Consider the following 16,864-nt stretch of genomic DNA (forward strand, 5'->3'; position numbering starts at 1 on the left):
GGATCATGGGGCCGTGCGGGCGGCGGCGTCCAGATGGTGGCCGAGCCTGCGGACGAGCAGCGCCATCTCGTGGGCGAGCTGCCCGACGTCGGTGCCCGCCTCGCTGAGCACGGCGAGCCGGCTCCCCTGCCCGGCCGGGGTGATGAACAGGTAGGCGTCGTCCAGCATCACCATGGTCTGCCGCACCTCGCCCGCCTCGAACCGCTCCCCCGCCGAGCGGGCCAGGCTGTGGAAGCCGGAACACACGGCGGCCAGGTGCTCGATGTCCCGTCGGCGCATGCCCTCCGAGCTGCTGAGCGGGAGGCCGTCGGCGGTGAGCAGGACGGCCTGACGGACGTGGTCGGTGCGCGCCACGAGGTCATCCAGCAGCCAGCCGAGATCCGTGCCGGGCGCTCCGGCGGGTGCGGCGGGGCGCTCGGGGGTCTGGTCGTCACCGTGCATGGTCGCTGTCCGTCCCTTCGTGGGTGTCGGTGGACGCGTCGTGCGCGTCGCTGGTCGTGGGCAGGCCCTTACGGCCACGGTCCAGCCCACGTTGGAACGCGCCGAAGATGGCACGCATCTCCTCGGCGTCGGTCTCACGCCCGCGCACCGCGTCCGGGGCCACCGGCTCGTCACGCAGCTCCGGGACCAGCGATGCCTGCCGAATCCGTGTGGGCAGAGCGGGGGCAGGGGCGGCGGGTTCCGGGGCGGGGGCCGCGTGCTGCGGGTGCGGGTCGAGGGCGGGGGCTGGGGCCTCCGGGCCGAAGGTGGCGGCCTGCGGCTCGGGCAGAGGATCACCGGCCGCGGCCCCCGGGCCGAGTCCAGCCGCCACCGCCTCCGGGCCGGCCGCGACGACCCGCGGCTCGGCCGGAGAAGTACCGGCCGCGACGTGAGAACCAGGGGCGGGAGCCGTGCGGCCCTGGTCGGGGGCCACGGCCGCGGCGCCCCGGTGCGGCCCGGTGACCGAAGCCTCCGGGCGGGCGGCGGTGCCGCCGGCTTCCGGGTGCGGGGCAGCGGCCCGGGAATCCGGGCCCGGTGCCGGCTTGGGGCGGCTTCGCGTGGGCAGACTCGGCCTCGGCGCGTGCACGGAGGGCCTCGGCAGCGGCTGTACCCCGGCTTGCGCCCCCCACCGCTCCCGCTGCGCAGGTTCCGGGCCCGGCGACCGTCCTGCGGTCGTCTCCGTCGGCGTTCCAACCGCCGGTGCCCCCACCGCCGGGGTGTCCTCCCCCGGCGCCCCCTCGGCCAGTACCGCCTCCGGCAACAGCACCACCGCCGTCGTTCCCCCGGACGGCGAGTCCCTGAGAGTCACCCCGATGCCGTGGCGGGCGGCGAGGCGGCCGACGACGTAGAGGCCGAGACGGTCGTGGCGGGTGGGGTCGAAGGCGTCGGGGTCGGTGAGGGTGCGCCGGGCGTGCTCGTGCTGGTCGGTGTCCAGGCCCAGCCCTCGGTCGTCGATCTCCAGCGCGAAGCCGCCGTCGGCCCGCCCGGTGCGCACCGTGACCTGGGTGTGCGGCGGCGCGAACACCGTGGCGTTCTCCAGCAGTTCGGCGATCAGGTGGACGACGTCGGCGACCGCGTCCGCGGCCACGCCGACCTCCGGCACCGGCGGCACCACCACGCGCGTGTAGTCCTCGATCTCGCTGACGGCCGAGGCGACGACGTCTGCGAGGGGCACGGGCCGGCGCCAGCGGCGGCCGGGGGCGGCGCCGGAGAGGATGATCAGGCTCTCCGCGTGCCGGCGCATGCGTGTGGTGAGGTGGTCGATGCGGAACAGCTCGCGCAGGACGTCGGGGTCCTCGGTGCGCCGTTCCAGTGTGTCCACGAGCTTCAACTGGCGGTGCACCAGCGCCTGGTTGCGGCGCGCGATGTTGAGCAGCACCGCGGACAGGCCCCGGCGCAGGGCGGCCTGCTTGACGGCGGCCTCCACGGCGGCCAGACGCGCGGTGTTGAAGGACCGGCCGACCTGCCCGATCTCGTCGGCGCGCACCTCGTCGGCGGCGAGCGGCGGCGCCTCGGCGAGGGCGTCCACCTCCTCGCCCGCACTCAGCCTGCGCATGACATCCGGGAGTTGCTGCGTGGTGAGGACGTCCGCCGCGTCCCGGAGGGTCTCCAGGCGACGCGATATGCGCCGGGCACCGCGGACAGCGAGCCACAGGGACAGCGCGACAGCGGCCAGGCCGACCGCGCCGACGACGGATGCCTTGGCCAGTTCCCGGTAGGCGAAGGACCGCCCGCGCGCGGCGGAGTTCTCGGCCGAGCGGGTGCACAGCTGCATGTAGCGCTCGACGGCCCGGTCGGTGGTCGAGCGCCAGGTGTCCGCCGCGACGGCCCGCCCGGCATGTGCGGCCCCGGCCCGCAGCAGCGCGTCCTCGCCGTGCACCAGGGAGCGGTACAGGTCCCCGCGCTGGAACTGCTCGAACACGCCGCGCGAGTCCGCGGGCAGGTCGGGCACATACGTCCGCTCGAAGACGCGCCGGTCCTCGATGGTCGCCGTCAGGGTGTCGTACTGCCGGTCCGTCAAGGTGCCGGCCGCACGGGCACCGGCGACGAGGGCGTCCTCCCGGGAGACGAAGTCCCGTACCCGGACCAGCTCGATGACGACCTGGGCCTCCCTGGCGAGCTGCCCCGCCTGCAGGGCGGTGAGCGTGGACTCGACGTCGAAGCCGGGCTCGACGAGGGCGCTGTAGTCGGTGACCGCCCGGTCCCAGGAGATCCGCCGGGCCAGCACGTCGGCGCGCAGCCGGTCCAGTCCGCCGGTGGCCGCGGCCATGGCGTCCAGGGCCTGGCGCTGCCGCCGGGTGAGCCGGCCGCGGTCCCCGCCGCGGATCGCCTTCCGCATGGCATCCAGGGCCCGGTCGGTACGGCGCTGCTGCCTGAGCAGGTCGCCCGCCGTGGCCGGGCCACGGCCCGCGCCCAGGTAGGCGGCGGACATCCGGCGCTCGATCTGGATCTGCCCGATGGCGGTGTCCACCGGGGTGCCGAAGTCCTCGTACACCCCTTGGAGCCGGATCAGGACCCGCAGTTCGCCGGTGACGGACACCATGGCGAAGCTCCACAGGGCCATCAGCGCGACGGCCGGGGCGAGAGCGAGCGCCACGATCCTCGTGCGCACGGTGGGGGGACGGCCGACGGGCCAGCGCATGGGGTACCTGCCGGTTACCAGTCAGTAAAGAGTGCGGTCAACCTACGGGATGATCACCCGGGACCGCAATGGTGACCTGGGGTGACCCTCGGTCACATCCGGGTCACGGCGAACGTCGTGAGCACCGCCGCGTGGTCCGAGGGCCAGTCGTTCCCGGCCACCTCGGGCCAGGGGTTCGGGGCGCCCGTGACGAGGGTCCGGGAGTCCCGCACGGTCAGCCCGCCCCGGTGCAGGACGTAGTCGATCCGGTCCTGCGGCTCGGGTCGCCCGCTGCCGTCCTCGTGGACGGGGTGGATCGGCGACCAGGTGTGGCCGGGCTCCGCGGCCGGGTCGGGGTGGGCCTCACGGAAGGAGTCGGCGAAACCCGCCTCCTCGGCCGCCTGCGTCACCGGCCACGCCACCTCCGGCCGGTCCAGGTGCGAGGGGCAGTTGAAGTCGCCGACGAGGACGACCGGGACGCCGTCGCGCGAGGACCCGTCGATCCGGCGCAGCGTGTCCCGCATCTGCCCGAGCCGCACCTCCTCGTGCGCGATCAGCTCGGCGGCCGGCAGGCCGTCGAAGGCGGACTCGTAGGGCCCGTACGGCGTGTAGTGCAGGTGCGCGGTCCACACGTCGACCTCACGGCCCGGCGCGACCTCGATCCGGACTCCGGCGGCGCCGTAGAAGCCGATGCCGGGGTCGCCGAACCGGGCGGTGATGGGATGGCGGCTGATGACGCCGAGGTTCTCGCCCGCCCGGTGGTGGTGCCAGCCGAGGAGCTGGGCCAGCTCCTGCGCCGAGGTGCCGGCGGTCTCCTGGAGGCCGACGACGTCGGCGCCGCTGTCCAGGATGGCCTTGACCTGCTTGGCCCGGTGGTCGTCCACCGCGCTGCCGCCGAGCCACAGGTTCCAGCTCATGACCCGCAGTTCTGCTGCGACCATCTGCTCCAGCTCCTTGGTGGTGACGCCGACGAGACTGTCCCGCACGGTACGTCCCGGCCCGGCGCCGATCGGGGCGAGCGAGGGTACGGCGAGCACGGCGCACCCGGCGGCCTCGGCGGAGGCCACGCCGGTCTCGGTGTCCTCGACGGCCACGCAGGCCGCCGGGTCGACGCCGAGGGAACGGGCGGCGGCGAGGTAGGGGTCGGGGGCCGGCTTGGTGCGGGGCGTGTCGTCGGCGGTGACGGATGCGGCGAAGCGCTCGGCGCCGAGGGCGTCGAGGACGACGTCGGCGACCGCGCGCGGGGACGCGGTGACCAGGGCGGTGGGGACACCGGAGCGGGCCAGCGCGTCCAGCAGTTCCCGGGCGCCGGGGCGCGGCACGACGCCGGTGCGGACGCGTGCGGCGAACTCGCGGTGCAGGTCGGCGGCGAGGTCCGCGTCCGGCCGGCCGGTGCCGGCGGCGAGCCAGGCCGCGGTGTGCTCGACGGCGCGGCCCAGCACGTCCGGCTGGTCGGCCTCGGTCAGCGGGCGCCCGGCGACCAGCTCGACCGCCTCCCACCACAGGCGCTCGGTGTCGACGAGCGTGCCGTCCATGTCGAACAGGACGGCCTGCAGCGGGCGACCGGAGGTACGGGGGCGCGGTCGTTCGGGGGTACGGGGGGTCACGTTCCTGTCTTCCTCACTACTTCTGGATGCGTCCGGCCACCAGCACCGGCCGCTCGGGCAGCGACACGGTCACGGCGGATCCGGCGCCGAGCCCGGCGGCGTCGTGCGCGGGCAGGTCGGCCTTGGCCTCGGTGCCGTCGGCGAGCCGTACGGTGACCCGGACGACCGCGCCCAGGAAGGCGGTGGCGACGACCCGGGCGCTGCCCTGTTCGTCGGCCCGCACCCGTACGGCCTCGGGCCGCACCAGCACGTCCACGGCACCGGCGGGCACCTGACCGTCGGCCGGCAGCCGCTGTCCGAGCAGTTCGACCGTGCCGTCCGACAGCTCGCCCGGGATGCGGCTCATCGTGCCGACGAACTCGGCGACGAAGGCGGTGGCGGGGCGGTTGTACAACTCGGCCGGTCCGGCGCACTGTTCGAGTCGTCCGGCCCGCATCACGGCGACCCGGTCGGCGACCGACAGCGCCTCTTCCTGGTCGTGGGTGACGAACAGGGTGGTGATGCCGAGTTCCTGCTGGAGCCGGCGGATCTCCTCGCGCAGGCTGAGCCGCACCTTTGCGTCGAGGGCGGACAGTGGTTCGTCCAGCAGGAGGACGCGCGGGCGCAGGGCGAGCGCGCGGGCGAGCGCCACGCGCTGCTGCTGCCCGCCGGAGAGCTGGTGCGGGTAGCGCTCCCCCTTGTCGCCGAGGCCGACCAGCTCCAGCAACTCGGCTGCGCGAGCGCGCCGTTCGGCCGTACGCACCTTGCGCATGCGCAGTCCGAAGGCGACGTTGTCGATGGCGTTCAGATGCGGGAAGAGGCTGTAGGACTGGAAGACCATCCCGGCGTCGCGGCGGTGGGCCTGGACGTGGGTGACGTCCTCGCCGTCCACCAGCACCGCGCCGGAGTCGGGGTGTTCGAACCCGGCGAGCATGCGCAGCGCGGTGGTCTTGCCGCAGCCGGAGGGGCCGAGCAGGGCCAGGAACTCCCCCGGGCGCACGGTCAGGTCGAGTCCGTCGAGGGCGACGGTGGCCCCGAACTCCCTGCGCAGTCCGCGGAACTCGACGGTGGCGGCCTTTTCGCGGGTGGCCGTCTCAAGGGTGGTGGCGGTCATGGTGATTCATCCCCGGGAGGAAGCGGTTCGGGTGCGGCCGCCGGCACCGGCGAGCGCGAGGAGCAGGGCCCAGGTGACGAGCAGGCTGAGCACGGAGACGGCGACGGACATCTGGGCCTGCGATTCGCCGACGTTGTAGATCCACACGGCGAACGGCGTGTAGCCGAGCAGACGGGCCACGGTGAACTCGCCGAGGACCAGGGCCAGGGTGAGGAAGGCCGCGTTCAGCAGCGCTCCGCGCAGGTTCGGCAGCACGGCCCGCACGAGGGCCTGCGGCCAGGAGGCGCCGCAGCTGCGCGCCGCCTCGACGAGGGTCCGTACGTCGATGGCGCGCAGGCCCGTGTCCAGGGCACGGTGGACGAACGGCAGGGCCATCACGACGTAGGCGAGGACCAGCACGACGGGGAAGTTCTCGTTCTGGATCGCCACGAACGTCTGGAACAGCGGGGTGCGGGACAAATGGTCCGGCCCCCACTTCAGCACGGTCGCGATGCCGGCGGAGAACGCGATCGGCGGCACCACCAGCGGCAGCGAGCACACGACCTCCACCACCGGCCGCAGCCGGGGCACGCCCAGCCTGATCGCGACCACCGCGGGCACCAGCAGCAGCAGTACGGCTGCGATGGTGGCGGCGGCCAGCTCCAGCGAGAGCAGCAGGCTGGAGACGAAGCCGTCGGCGGAAAGGATCCTGCTGTAGGCGTCGAAGGTGATGCCCTGGCCGGGCACGTCGATGGTGAAGACCACGGACGCGCCGAGCGGCACCAGGAAGTACAGGGCGGCCAGGCCGAGGACGGCCCAGCGCCAGGGGGTCAGGCGTCGAGCCATCGGGCGCTCCGTCGTTGCAGGGGCAGGTACACGGCCATCACCAGGCCGGCCACGAGGACCATGTCGAGGCTGAGGGCGAGGGCCACGTTCTCCTGGCCGACCAGCACGTTGCCGGACAGCGCGTCGGCGATCTGCAGGGTGACCAGCGGGACCGCGCTGCCGACCATGGCGGCGGCGGTGGCGTAGGCGGCGAAGGCGCTGCCGAACAGCAGCACCAGGCCGCCGAGCAGGGACGGCGCGAGCACGGGCAGGGCCACGTGCCGCCGGTACTGCACGCCGGTGGCGCCGCTGTTGCGCGCGGCCTCCCGCCACTGGGCGCGCAGGCCGTCCAGGGCCGGGGTGATGGTGAGGACCATCAGGGGGATGAGGAAGTACAGGTAGACCATGACCAGGCCCCAGAAGCTGTAGAGGTTCCAGCCGCTGTCCTGCAGACCCAGATGCACGGTCAGCACGCCCGCGTTGCCGAGGGTGGCGACGAAGGCGAAGGCCAGTGGCACACCGCCGAAGTTGGCGAGTACGCCGGAGGCGGTCAGTACCGCCTCGCGCAGCGCGCGGGAGCGGGAGCTGACCACGGAGTGGGCAAGCGGCAGCCCGAGCAGGGCGCCGAGCCCGGCGGAGACCGCCGACAGCTTGACGCTGCCGATCAGTGCGGTGAGGTACGGGCCCTGCAGCGAGGTCGTCAGGTTGGTGCCGGTGTAGGACGTGGCGCCGCTGGCCGGGTCCTTGACCGTGAAGGCGCCGTTCAGCATGGCGAGGGCGGGCAGACCGAAGGCGATGGCCGTGAAGACCAGCAGTGGCACCACGGCGAGCCAGGCGGGGGCGCGGCGCCGTCGCTTCGCCGAAGCGACGGGCGCCACGTCCGCGTGCGGAAGAGCGGCGGTCATCCGGAGACGGCCTTCCCCCAGCCCTGCGCGATGACCGTCTTGGCCTTGCTCTGCTGGGCCTCGGTCGGGAAGGAGGGGGTACCGGTGACCTGCGGGAGCTTGGCGGCGGCGGCCTTGTCGAGGGTGCCGGCCTTCTCCATGGCGGTCATCAGGGCCGGGCGGGCGTAGCCACGCAGCCACAGGTTCTGCCCCTCGGCGCTGTACAGGTACTCCTGCCACAGGCGGGCGGCCGCCGGGTGCGGGGCGTCCTTGGTGATGGCCTGGGAGTAGTACTGGGCGTACTGGCCGTCGCTCGGGACGGCGACCTTCCAGTCGAGGCCCTTGGACTTGAACTCGTCGGCGTAACCGGCGTTCAGGTAGTCCCAGTCGATGCTGATCGGTGTCTCGCCCTTCTCGACGGTGGCCGGGGTGGACTCGACGGGCGTGTAGTTGCCGTTCTTCTTCAGCTCGGCGAAGAAGTCGAGGCCGGGCTGGATGTCGTCGAAGGAGCCGCCGCCCGCGAGGGCCGCCGCGTACACGCCGCCGAAGGCCGAGCCGGACTTGGTGGGGTTGCCGTTGAGGGCGACCTGGCCCTTGTACTCGGGCTTGAGAAGGTCCTTGAAGGTGGTCGGGCACTGCTTGACGCGCCCCGCGTCGCAGCCGATGGAGATGTAGCCGCCGTAGTCGTTGTACCAGCGGGCCTGCGGGTCCTTCTGACCGGCCGGGATGTCGCCGTAGGAGGCCACCTTGTAGGGGGCGAGCAGGCCCTGCTGTGCGGCGCTGAGGGCGAAGGAGCTACCCAGGTCGAGCGCGTCGGGGACGCGGTTCTGGCCCTTGCGGGAGGTGACGGCGTTGATCTCGTCCTGGCTGGTGCCGTCGGGGCTCTCGTCCTCGATCTTGATGCCGTACTTCTTCTGGAAGCCGTCGATGAGGGCGCCGTAGTTGGCCCAGTCGCGGGGCACCGCGATGATGTGCAGCGAGCCCTCCTTCTTGGCTGCCTCGACCAGGGCGTCCATGCCGCCGAAGTCGGCCGCGGAGGTGGTGGTCGCGGCGTTCTTGCCGTCCTTGGTGGTGGTCGACGCGTTGTCGGGGGCGGCGCCGCAGGCGCTCAGCGCGAGCGCGGCGACGACGGCGAGGGAGCCGCCGAGGACGGCGTTTCGCGGCAGGGACACGGTCACGGTCTCTCCAGGGGTGCGCACGGGGTGAGGCGGTGCGATGACTTGCTGCAGGGAACTTGTCTGAACAAGTTGGCCCCAGTACGCCCGTGCCTGGTGTCCCGTTGATGAACGCCGGCAAAACCCCGAACGCTCTTTCGCTGCACAGTTACCGTTGACACAGATCAGCCCAGGACGTCGATTAGGCTGGTCACGCTGTGCACAGCGGCCTACCCAGAGGGGAAGCATGACGGCACGACACGAGGAGATCGCCGACGAACTGCGGCGAGCGATCGACCGCGAGGAGTACACGGTCGGCAGCCGGCTCCCCTCGGAGTCGGAGCTGGCCGCGCACTACGGCGTGTCCCGCGGCACGGTCCGCCAGGCCGTCGCGGCCCTCACCTCGGAGGGCCTGATCGGCTCCCGGCAGGGCGCCCGCCGGGTGGTGCTGGCCAGCCGCCGCAGCCAGAGCTTCGCCGAGCTGCGCAGCTTCGCGCAGTGGGCGCGGGCGATGGGCCGCGAGGCCACGGGCCGTGTCGCGGTCCAGGAGTACCGGCCGGCCACGCACGAGGACGCGATACGCCTCCAACTGTCCGTCGGCACACCGGTGTTGCACGTGCTGCGGGTACGCGGCCTGGACGGCGAGCCGGTCCTGGTGGAGCGCACCGTCTACGCCGACTGGATCTCTCCCGCGGTCGAGTTCATAGAGCCGGACTGCCCCTCGGTGACACAGCGGCTGTACGACGACAGGGGGCTGGTCTTCGCGTACGGGGAGCACGTGATCGACGCGGTCGCGGCCGGCGCACAGGACGCCGAGCTGCTGGGCGTGCGCCGTACGAGTCCGCTGCTGCGGGTGCGGCGGATCACCACGACCCACGAAGGACGGCCGGTGGAGTGGTCGGACGACCGGTACCGGCCGGATGCCGTGAGCTTCAGCGTCCACAACTCGATCGGGAACAACCCGCTCGCCCGGAAGACGGCGGAGTAGGCCCGGGGGCGGGGAGTTACCCGCCCCCGGGGTGTCTCAGCCCGGCGCGCCGGAGGAGAAGCGGCGCAGCAGCGGCGAGAGCACCAGCACGGACTTGGTCCGTTCCACGAACGGCTCCCCGGCGATCCGCTCCAGCACGCGCTCGAAGTGACGCATGTCGGACGCGAAGACCTGGGCGATCGCGTCCGCGTCGCCGGTGACGGTCGACGCGGCCACGACCTCCTGGTAGCGCTCCAGGCCCCGCTGGATGGTCTCTGGGGAGGTGTTGCGCCGGCAGTAGATCTCGATGAACCCCTCGGTCTCCCAGCCGAGCGCCGCCGGGTCCACCCGGACGGTGAATCCGGTGATGGCTCCGGTCGCGCGCAGCCTGTCCACGCGCCGTTTGACGGCGGGCGCGGACAGGCCGACCAGTTGGCCGATGTCCGCGTAGGAGCGGCGGGCGTCCTCGGCGAGGGCGTGCACGATGCGTTCGTCGAGATCGTTCAGCACAGCGGGTGGTTCACTTCTTCGGTTCGGTCACAGCTCTGCCGTCACGGCGACGTTCTCTGCGGTCGCGAGACGGGAACGGCGATAGCCGTACAGGAAGTAGAACACGAGCCCGACGGCCATCCAGACACCGAACACGACCCAGGTGACGCTGGACAGGCTGCCCATCATCCACACGCAGAACATGAAGCCCAGCGGCACACGGAACGTGCGGTGCATGTGCGGGCGGGTGCGGCGCAGCACCACGGCGGCGACGTGGCCCCCTCCGCGATCAGCCGTTCCACGGGCTTGCGACGCATGAGGCGCGCGGCGACGCCCGGGGACGCGGGGGGGGGCGACTCTCTCAGATCATTGCGTTCCCGGCCGCGGGGCAGGTGTTCGTGCGTCGACGGTTTCGACCGTTGCACGCGGCACGACGACGGCCCCCGTCCGTCCCGGTGACCGGGACCGACGGGGGCCGCGCAGGAGGGGCCGTGTGAGAGGAGGGCGCCTCAGCTCCAGCTGGCGTGCAGCGGCTTGCCCTCGGCGTAGCCGGCGGCGCTCTGGATGCCGACGATGGCCTTCTCGGCGAACTCCTCCAGGGAGCCGGCACCGGCGTAGGTGCAGGAGGAGCGGACGCCCGCGACGATCGAGTCGATCAGGTCCTCCACGCCCGGGCGGGCCGGGTCGAGGAACATGCGCGAGGTGGAGATGCCCTCCTCGAACAGCGCCTTGCGGGCACGGTCGTACGCCGACTCCTCCGACGTGCGGTTGCGCACCGCACGGGCGGAGGCCATGCCGAAGGACTCCTTGTAGAGGCGGCCGTCCGCGTCCTGCTGGAGGTCGCCCGGTGACTCGTAGGTGCCCGCGAACCAGGAGCCGACCATCACGTTCGACGCGCCGGCCGCGAGGGCCATGGCCACGTCGCGCGGGTGGCGGACACCGCCGTCGGCCCATACGTGCTTGCCGTACTTCTTCGCCTCGGCGGCGCACTCCAGGACCGCGGAGAACTGCGGCCGGCCCACGCCGGTCATCATGCGGGTGGTGCACATGGCGCCGGGACCGACACCGACCTTGATGATGTCCGCACCGGCGTCGATCAGGTCCTTGACGCCCTCGGCGGAGACGATGTTGCCCGCGACGATCGGTACCTGCGGGTCGAGCGCGCGCACCACGCTGATCGCGTTGATCATCGGCTCCTGGTGGCCGTGCGCGGTGTCGATGACGAGCGTGTCCACGCCCGCGTCGAGCAGCTGCTTGGCCTTGCCCGCGACATCACCGTTGATGCCGACGGCCGCGGCGATGCGCAGCCTGCCGTGCGCGTCGACGGCCGGGGTGTACAGCGTGGCGCGCAGCGCTCCCTTGCGGGTGAGGATGCCGGCGAGCCTGCCGTCCTTGTCGACGGCCGGGGCGTAGCGGCGGTTGTGCGCGTCGAGCGTGTTGAACGCCTCGCGCGGGTCGATGTCCGCGTCCAGCAGGAGCAGGTCCTTGGACATGACCACTTCGAGCTGGGTGAAGCGGTCGACACCGCTGAGGTCTGCGTCGGTGACGACGCCGACGGGCCGGTGGTCCTCGTCGACGACCACACCGGCGTTGTGCGCCCGCTTGGGCAGCAGCGCGAGGGCGTCGGCGACGGTCTGGTGCGGGGCCAGCACGATCGGGGTGTCCAGCACCAGGTGGCGGCTCTTCACCCAGGAGACGACATCGGTGACCACGTCGATCGGGATGTCCTGCGGGATGACCACCAGGCCGCCTCGGCGGGCCATCGTCTCGGCCATACGACGGCCGGCGATGGCGGTCATGTTGGCGACGACGAGCGGGATGGTGGTGCCCGTGCCGTCCGGCGAGCTGAGGTCCACGCCCTGGCGGGAGCCCACCGCCGAGCGGCTCGGCACCATGAACACGTCGTCGTACGTCAGGTCGTAGGCGGGCTGGATGTCATTGAGGAAACGCACGTGCTGCACATCCCAGTCGATCAGAGGTGACCCCCCCGACGGGTGCGCCAGGGGGAAAGAGCACGTACTTCAGTGTCCCATGGCGGGGGTTCTGTCATGCCCCCACAGAACCTCCAGGCCGGCCGGAGTGGCCCTGGGAGGATCCTCCAAGGGCGAGGGCCACGTCCAGCGGCGGGCTGCCGCCCACCGACGCCGAGAACACCTCCTGGGCGATCCGCCACTCCTCCGGCCGGGCTTTCGCATACGCCTGCCAGCCCCGGACGACGACGAGCATGCCGCGCTCCACGGCCCCGGCGGGCCACAGGGTCTCGTCGCCGAGGCTGTCCGCCAGCGCGTCCCAGTTCCGGCCGAACCAGTCGGGCAGCGCGAGGGCCCTGGCGGCGCGGTCCATGAGCCCCGCCCTGTCGGTGACGCCGTCGAGGTCCAGCGTGACCACGACCCGGCCCGCGAGCTCTTGCGTCATCTCAGCACCGCCCGGAACGACTCGTAGTGGTCGTCGGTGTAGTAGATCTCCGCGTTGTGTCCGGTGACGATGCGCCGGGCCCCGCGGTCGTACGAGCCGGGTGTCCGCACCGTGTACTCGTGGTAGTAGCCGCGCCGGTGTGTGGGCAGCAGTCCTTCGAAGTTCCCGAAGACGACCCCGTCCCGCGCGTACGGAAACGGCCCGCCCCTGTCGATCAGGGCCAGAGTCTGCCGGGCCTCGGGAGGGAGCCGGGACACCTCGACGGTGCGCATGCCCCGGGCCCAGGCGGGGGCAGGGGCCGCCGTGGCCTTCGACGTCCTCCCGACCGACGACGCCGTCGCGGCATGGGAGGCCTGCGTGGCCTGTGTGGCCGAGACCGCGGAGCCCGAGGAGCACCCGGTCAGCAGTACGGCGAGGGCGACGAGGAGCCCCGCGAGCGAACGGGGCACGCGCCGCCCGAGTGCGTGGGGGACGAACCGCGGCAGCATGCCGACGATGCTGCCACGGCCGTCCCGCTACGACGACGCCACGACCCGCCGTCCGGGCCGGCCGTCGGAACCCGCGGTCAGGACCGTCAGGACCCGTCCGGGTCCGCGCGGCTGAGTGCGGGCTTCGGTGTCGGCCCTGCCGTCATCAGGTAGTCCGCGGCCGAGGTGTCCGTGACCAGGCTGGTGACCAGCCCGGAGCGCAGGACCGCATCGATCGCGGACGCCTTGCGCTGGCCGCCCGCGATCGCCACGACCTCCGGGATACGGCGCAGCTGGTCGGCCGTGACCGTGATGCACCGCTCCTGCAGGTCCCGCCCGATGCGGCGCCCCTCGGCGTCGAAGAGGTGCGCGGACATCTCGGCGGCGACACCGAGCGAGGCGTAGTGCGCACGCTCCTCGTCGCTGAGCATGTCGTGCACGGTCGAGATGCCCGGCCCCCAGGAGCCGATGGAGACACAGGCGACCGTGACCTTGTCGAAGTACTCGTAGGCCCGGGCGATCCCGGTCTGGTTGCGCAGAGCCGTGGCGGTGGCCACGTCCGGCAGCAGCATCGGGGCGTAGATGGGGTGCGCGTCGCCGCCCGAGACCTGCGCGGCCCGGCGTACCGCCTCCACGGAGCCGCGCTCGGCGGTCCCGGCGTCGTACACGCCCGTCAGCTGGACCACCGTGCACGGCGGCAGCCGGTCGAGCGCCGCCGCCATGTGGATGGTGGAGCGGCCCCATGCCAGGCCCAGTACGTCCCCCTCGTTGACGAGCTCGCCGAGCAGGTCGGCGGCGACCTCGCCGAGGTTCTCGGGGTCGGGGGTCTCCTCGGCCTCCGCCGGGGACTCGACCACGACTGCGTGCCTCAGTCCGTAGCGGGCGCGCAGCGCGTCGGAGCGCTCGGCGTCCAGCTCGGCCGGCACACGGATCTCGATACGTACGAGATCCCGTTCGAGGGCCGTTTCCAGGACCCGGGCCACCTTGAAGCGGCTGACGCCGAACTCCTCAGCGATCTGGATCTTGGACTTGCCCTCGAGGTAGAAGCGGCGGGCCATAGCCGCCGCCTGCACCAGCTCAGCGGGTCCCATCCGCATGGCTGACCGGCCCGCCGACATACCCGACACGGCGATCTCCTCACTGCTGTTCACACTCTGGATTCGCCGTTCATCCTTGCAGATTCGGCGCAACTGATTCGCCCTGATGGGCGCCGTTCACTCAACCGTTCACGTTTGTATGGCTCAGTGGTCGCACGCCCAGGACGCCTTGTCGGTGGCCGCCTCGGCCTGGGCGCGCAGTGCGCGTACGGCCTCTGCCGGGTCCTGGGCTCCGTAGACCGCCGAGCCGGCGACGAAGACGTCCGCGCCCGCTTCCGCGCACTGCTCGATGGTCGAGGCCGAGACACCGCCGTCGACCTGCAGCCAGAGCTGGAGACCGTGCTTGTCGATCAGCTCTCTGGTGCGGCGGATCTTCGGCAGCATGATGTCCAGGAACGCCTGGCCGCCGAAGCCCGGTTCGACCGTCATGATCAGCAGCATGTCGAGTTCGGGCAGCAGGTCCTCGTACGGCTCGATCGGCGTCGCGGGCCTGAGCGCCATCGAGGCGCGAGCGCCCTTGGCGCGGATCTCGCGGGCCAGCCGCACGGGGGCGGCGGCGGCCTCCACGTGGAACGTGACGGACGAGGCGCCCGCCTCGACGTACTGCGGTGCCCAGCGGTCCGGCTGCTCGATCATCAGATGGCAGTCCAGCGGGGTGTCCGTCGCACGAGCCAGGGACTCCACGACCGGCACGCCGAGCGTGAGGTTCGGGACGAAGTGGTTGTCCATGACGTCGACGTGGAGCCAGTCGGCGCCTTCGACCGCCTTGGCCTCCTCCGCGAGGCGCGCGAAGTCGGCGGACAGGATGCTGGGATTGATCTGCACGGCCATGACCCAAGCCTGCCATGTCCGGGGCACTGATGTTCGCCCCGGTCAACAGGCGAGACCGTTCATCCTATTTGTCCGAAGGTACACCGGCACCTGTGGACGGAGCGGGCCGGACGGGGCCGGGGTGGCCGGCCCGGTCAGCGGGCCACCGGATCAGCGTGCCGACGAACAGCAGCGACCGGACCACCGGACCAGCAAGCCCACGAACAGCAGCCACAGGACCACCGGACCAGCAGGCCCACGGATCGGCGAGGCTCGGTGAGCAGGGTCGGCCGGGGAGGCGGGTTCGCCGGTCCGGGCCGACATGGAAAGCGGTCCCGGGAGCCCCTCCACGGCAGCGGCCCCGCCCCCGGTCCGCCAGGACAGGGTCCGCCGATCAGCGGGCCGGCCGGTCTCTCCGTCAGCCGCTGCGGCCGGCGGTGAGCGCCAGGCCTGGCGCCCGGGCCGCCGGGCCGCAGGTCATCCGGTGCGGACCGGCGTCCGTTCAGCCGGTCCGCCGGATCAGCGCCAGGTACATCGCGTCCGTGCCGTGCACATGCGGCCACAGCTGTACGTCCGGCCCCTCGCCGAGCGCGGGGACGCCGGGCAGCAGCGGACGGGCGTCGATGAGTTCGCTCTCCGGGCGCTGCTTGAGCACGTCGGCGACGACCGCGCGGGTCTCGGCCAGGTGCGGCGAGCAGGTCGCGTAGCCGACGACCCCGCCGACGCGCACGGAGTCGAGCGCGGTGCGCAGCAGGGCGCGCTGGAGCGGCGCGAAGTTGTCCAGGTCCTCGGGGCGCCGCCGCCACCGGGCCTCAGGCCGCCGGCGCAGGGCGCCGAGCCCGGTGCAGGGCACGTCCATCAGCACGCGGTCGAAGGTGCCGGGCTGCCACGGCGGTCGGGTCCCGTCGGCGGCGATCACCTGACAGGGCCCGGGATTCCCTTCCAGCGCCTTCGCGACCAGCCCGGCCCGGTGCGGCTGCTTCTCGGAGGCGAGCAGCGCGGCCCCCCGCTCGGCGGCCAGGGCGGCGAGCAGCGCCGCCTTGCCGCCTGGCCCCGCGCACCCGTCGAGCCACTTCTCGTCGCGCCCCTCCAGCGGCGCGTTGGCCAGGGCGAGGGCGACCAGCTGACTGCCCTCGTCCTGCACCCCGGCCCGCCCCTCGCGCACCGCTTCGACGGCGCCCGGCTCGCCACCCTCGGCGAGCCGCACGGCATACGGCGACCAGCGCCCCGGCACGGCCGCGTCCTCGCGCAGCAGCTCCTCGGCGGTGGCCCGCCCCGGCCGCGCCACGAGGGTCACCGCGGGCCGCTCGTTGTCGGCCGCCAGCAGCTCCTCGATCCCGGCCCGGCCGCCCCCGAGGGAGTCCCACAGCGCGGAGACGACCCAGCGCGGATGGGAGTGCACGACCGCGAGATGGTCCTCCGGATCCTCGTCATAGGGCGGAGCGACCTTCTCCAGCCAGCCGTCGAGGTCGTCCTGGGCCACCTTGCGCAGCACGGCGTTGACGAACTTGGCCCGCCCGTCGCCGAGCACGACCCGCGCCAGCTCCACGGAGGCGGACACGGCCGCGTGCGTGGGGATCCGCGTCCCGAGCAGCTGGTGCACGCCGAGGCTGAGCACGTCGAGCACCGGCGGGTCGACCTCGCGCAGCGGCCGGTCGATGCAGGCGGCGATGACCGCGTCGTACGTGCCCTGGCGGCGCAGCGTCCCGTACACGAGCTCGGTGGCGAAGGCGGCGTCACGGGCGTCGAACCCGCCCTTGTCCCGTGCCTTGCGCAGCAGCGGCGGCAGCACGAGGTTGGCGTAGGCGTCCCGCTCGTCCACCGCGCGCAGCGCCTCGAAGGCGAGCATGCGGACGGGGTCCTTCTCGGGACGACGGTAGGGCTTGGCGGGCCTGTGGGGCCGCCGGGACTGCTCACTCACGAAAAAGGTGCTCCGGATATCAGTTGACGTGCGAATCCCAGCGTACGTCGGGACAC

Annotated in this window: 15 protein-coding genes and 1 pseudogene; 1 reads left to right on the top strand and 15 read right to left on the bottom strand. The window is 72.7% G+C overall.

Annotation, left to right across the window (positions count from 1 at the left end; all coding sequences use genetic code 11):
• Positions 1-3: 3 nt before the first annotated feature.
• From K7G59_RS21660 to K7G59_RS21690, 7 genes are all read right to left on the bottom strand, one after another.
• The gene (locus K7G59_RS21660) at positions 4-441 is read right to left on the bottom strand and encodes a roadblock/LC7 domain-containing protein (RefSeq protein WP_225836676.1); all 438 of its coding nucleotides are present in this window, start codon (positions 439-441) and stop codon (positions 4-6) included.
• Positions 431-3,121: a nitrate- and nitrite sensing domain-containing protein gene (locus K7G59_RS21665; RefSeq protein ID WP_225836678.1), complete on the bottom strand. Its 2,691-nt coding sequence runs from the start codon at positions 3,119-3,121 to the stop codon at positions 431-433. The genes K7G59_RS21660 and K7G59_RS21665 overlap by 11 nt, the downstream gene beginning before the upstream one ends.
• 92 nt (positions 3,122-3,213) lie before the next feature.
• On the bottom strand, positions 3,214-4,707 hold the full coding sequence (locus K7G59_RS21670; RefSeq protein ID WP_225836681.1) for an HAD-IA family hydrolase: 1,494 nt from the start codon (positions 4,705-4,707) through the stop codon (positions 3,214-3,216).
• A gap of 16 nt (positions 4,708-4,723) precedes the next feature.
• A complete protein-coding gene (locus K7G59_RS21675) occupies positions 4,724-5,800 on the bottom strand; it encodes an ABC transporter ATP-binding protein (RefSeq protein WP_225836683.1) in 1,077 nt (358 codons plus the stop codon).
• A 6-nt stretch (positions 5,801-5,806) separates the two neighbouring features.
• Complete coding sequence (locus K7G59_RS21680) at positions 5,807-6,625, bottom strand: ABC transporter permease (RefSeq protein ID WP_225836685.1); 819 nt, start codon at positions 6,623-6,625, stop codon at positions 5,807-5,809.
• Entirely contained in the window at positions 6,610-7,509 is a 900-nt protein-coding gene (locus tag K7G59_RS21685) for an ABC transporter permease subunit (RefSeq protein WP_225836687.1), read from the bottom strand. Before K7G59_RS21685 ends, K7G59_RS21680 begins: the two co-directional genes overlap by 16 nt.
• Positions 7,506-8,666, bottom strand: coding sequence for an ABC transporter substrate-binding protein (locus K7G59_RS21690; protein WP_225836689.1), 1,161 nt, complete (start codon positions 8,664-8,666; stop codon positions 7,506-7,508). The genes K7G59_RS21685 and K7G59_RS21690 overlap by 4 nt, the downstream gene beginning before the upstream one ends.
• A 223-nt stretch (positions 8,667-8,889) precedes the next feature.
• Here K7G59_RS21690 and K7G59_RS21695 point away from each other — a divergent pair, with 223 nt between their 5' ends.
• The gene (locus K7G59_RS21695) at positions 8,890-9,630 is read left to right on the top strand and encodes a GntR family transcriptional regulator (protein ID WP_225836691.1); all 741 of its coding nucleotides are present in this window, start codon (positions 8,890-8,892) and stop codon (positions 9,628-9,630) included.
• 36 nt (positions 9,631-9,666) lie between these two features.
• Here the strand turns inward: K7G59_RS21695 and K7G59_RS21700 are convergent, their stop codons facing one another.
• The 8 genes and pseudogenes from K7G59_RS21700 to K7G59_RS21735 form a co-directional block, all read right to left on the bottom strand.
• The gene (locus K7G59_RS21700) at positions 9,667-10,119 is read right to left on the bottom strand and encodes an Lrp/AsnC family transcriptional regulator (protein ID WP_190059775.1); all 453 of its coding nucleotides are present in this window, start codon (positions 10,117-10,119) and stop codon (positions 9,667-9,669) included.
• Positions 10,120-10,146: 27 nt separating this feature from the next.
• Positions 10,147-10,374 (bottom strand): annotated as a pseudogene (locus tag K7G59_RS21705) (amino acid permease C-terminal domain-containing protein); the annotation flags it as partial.
• A gap of 233 nt (positions 10,375-10,607) precedes the next feature.
• Complete coding sequence (locus K7G59_RS21710) at positions 10,608-12,050, bottom strand: GuaB1 family IMP dehydrogenase-related protein (RefSeq protein ID WP_225836693.1); 1,443 nt, start codon at positions 12,048-12,050, stop codon at positions 10,608-10,610.
• A gap of 94 nt (positions 12,051-12,144) precedes the next feature.
• Positions 12,145-12,513: a barstar family protein gene (locus tag K7G59_RS21715; protein WP_225836695.1), complete on the bottom strand. Its 369-nt coding sequence runs from the start codon at positions 12,511-12,513 to the stop codon at positions 12,145-12,147.
• The gene (locus K7G59_RS21720; RefSeq protein WP_225836697.1) at positions 12,510-13,001 is read right to left on the bottom strand and encodes a ribonuclease domain-containing protein; all 492 of its coding nucleotides are present in this window, start codon (positions 12,999-13,001) and stop codon (positions 12,510-12,512) included. The genes K7G59_RS21715 and K7G59_RS21720 overlap by 4 nt, the downstream gene beginning before the upstream one ends.
• A gap of 86 nt (positions 13,002-13,087) precedes the next feature.
• The gene (locus tag K7G59_RS21725; RefSeq protein ID WP_225836699.1) at positions 13,088-14,131 is read right to left on the bottom strand and encodes a sugar-binding transcriptional regulator; all 1,044 of its coding nucleotides are present in this window, start codon (positions 14,129-14,131) and stop codon (positions 13,088-13,090) included.
• 90 nt (positions 14,132-14,221) lie between these two features.
• Entirely contained in the window at positions 14,222-14,908 is a 687-nt protein-coding gene (rpe, locus tag K7G59_RS21730; RefSeq protein ID WP_225836701.1) for a ribulose-phosphate 3-epimerase, read from the bottom strand.
• Positions 14,909-15,389: 481 nt separating this feature from the next.
• Positions 15,390-16,808 (bottom strand): RsmB/NOP family class I SAM-dependent RNA methyltransferase, encoded by a 1,419-nt coding sequence (locus K7G59_RS21735; RefSeq protein WP_225836703.1) that lies wholly within the window; start codon positions 16,806-16,808, stop codon positions 15,390-15,392.
• Positions 16,809-16,864 lie beyond the last annotated feature (56 nt).

The sequence above is a fragment of the Streptomyces sp. NK08204 genome (assembly GCF_020400585.1).
Classification (GTDB): Bacteria; Actinomycetota; Actinomycetes; order Streptomycetales; family Streptomycetaceae; genus Streptomyces.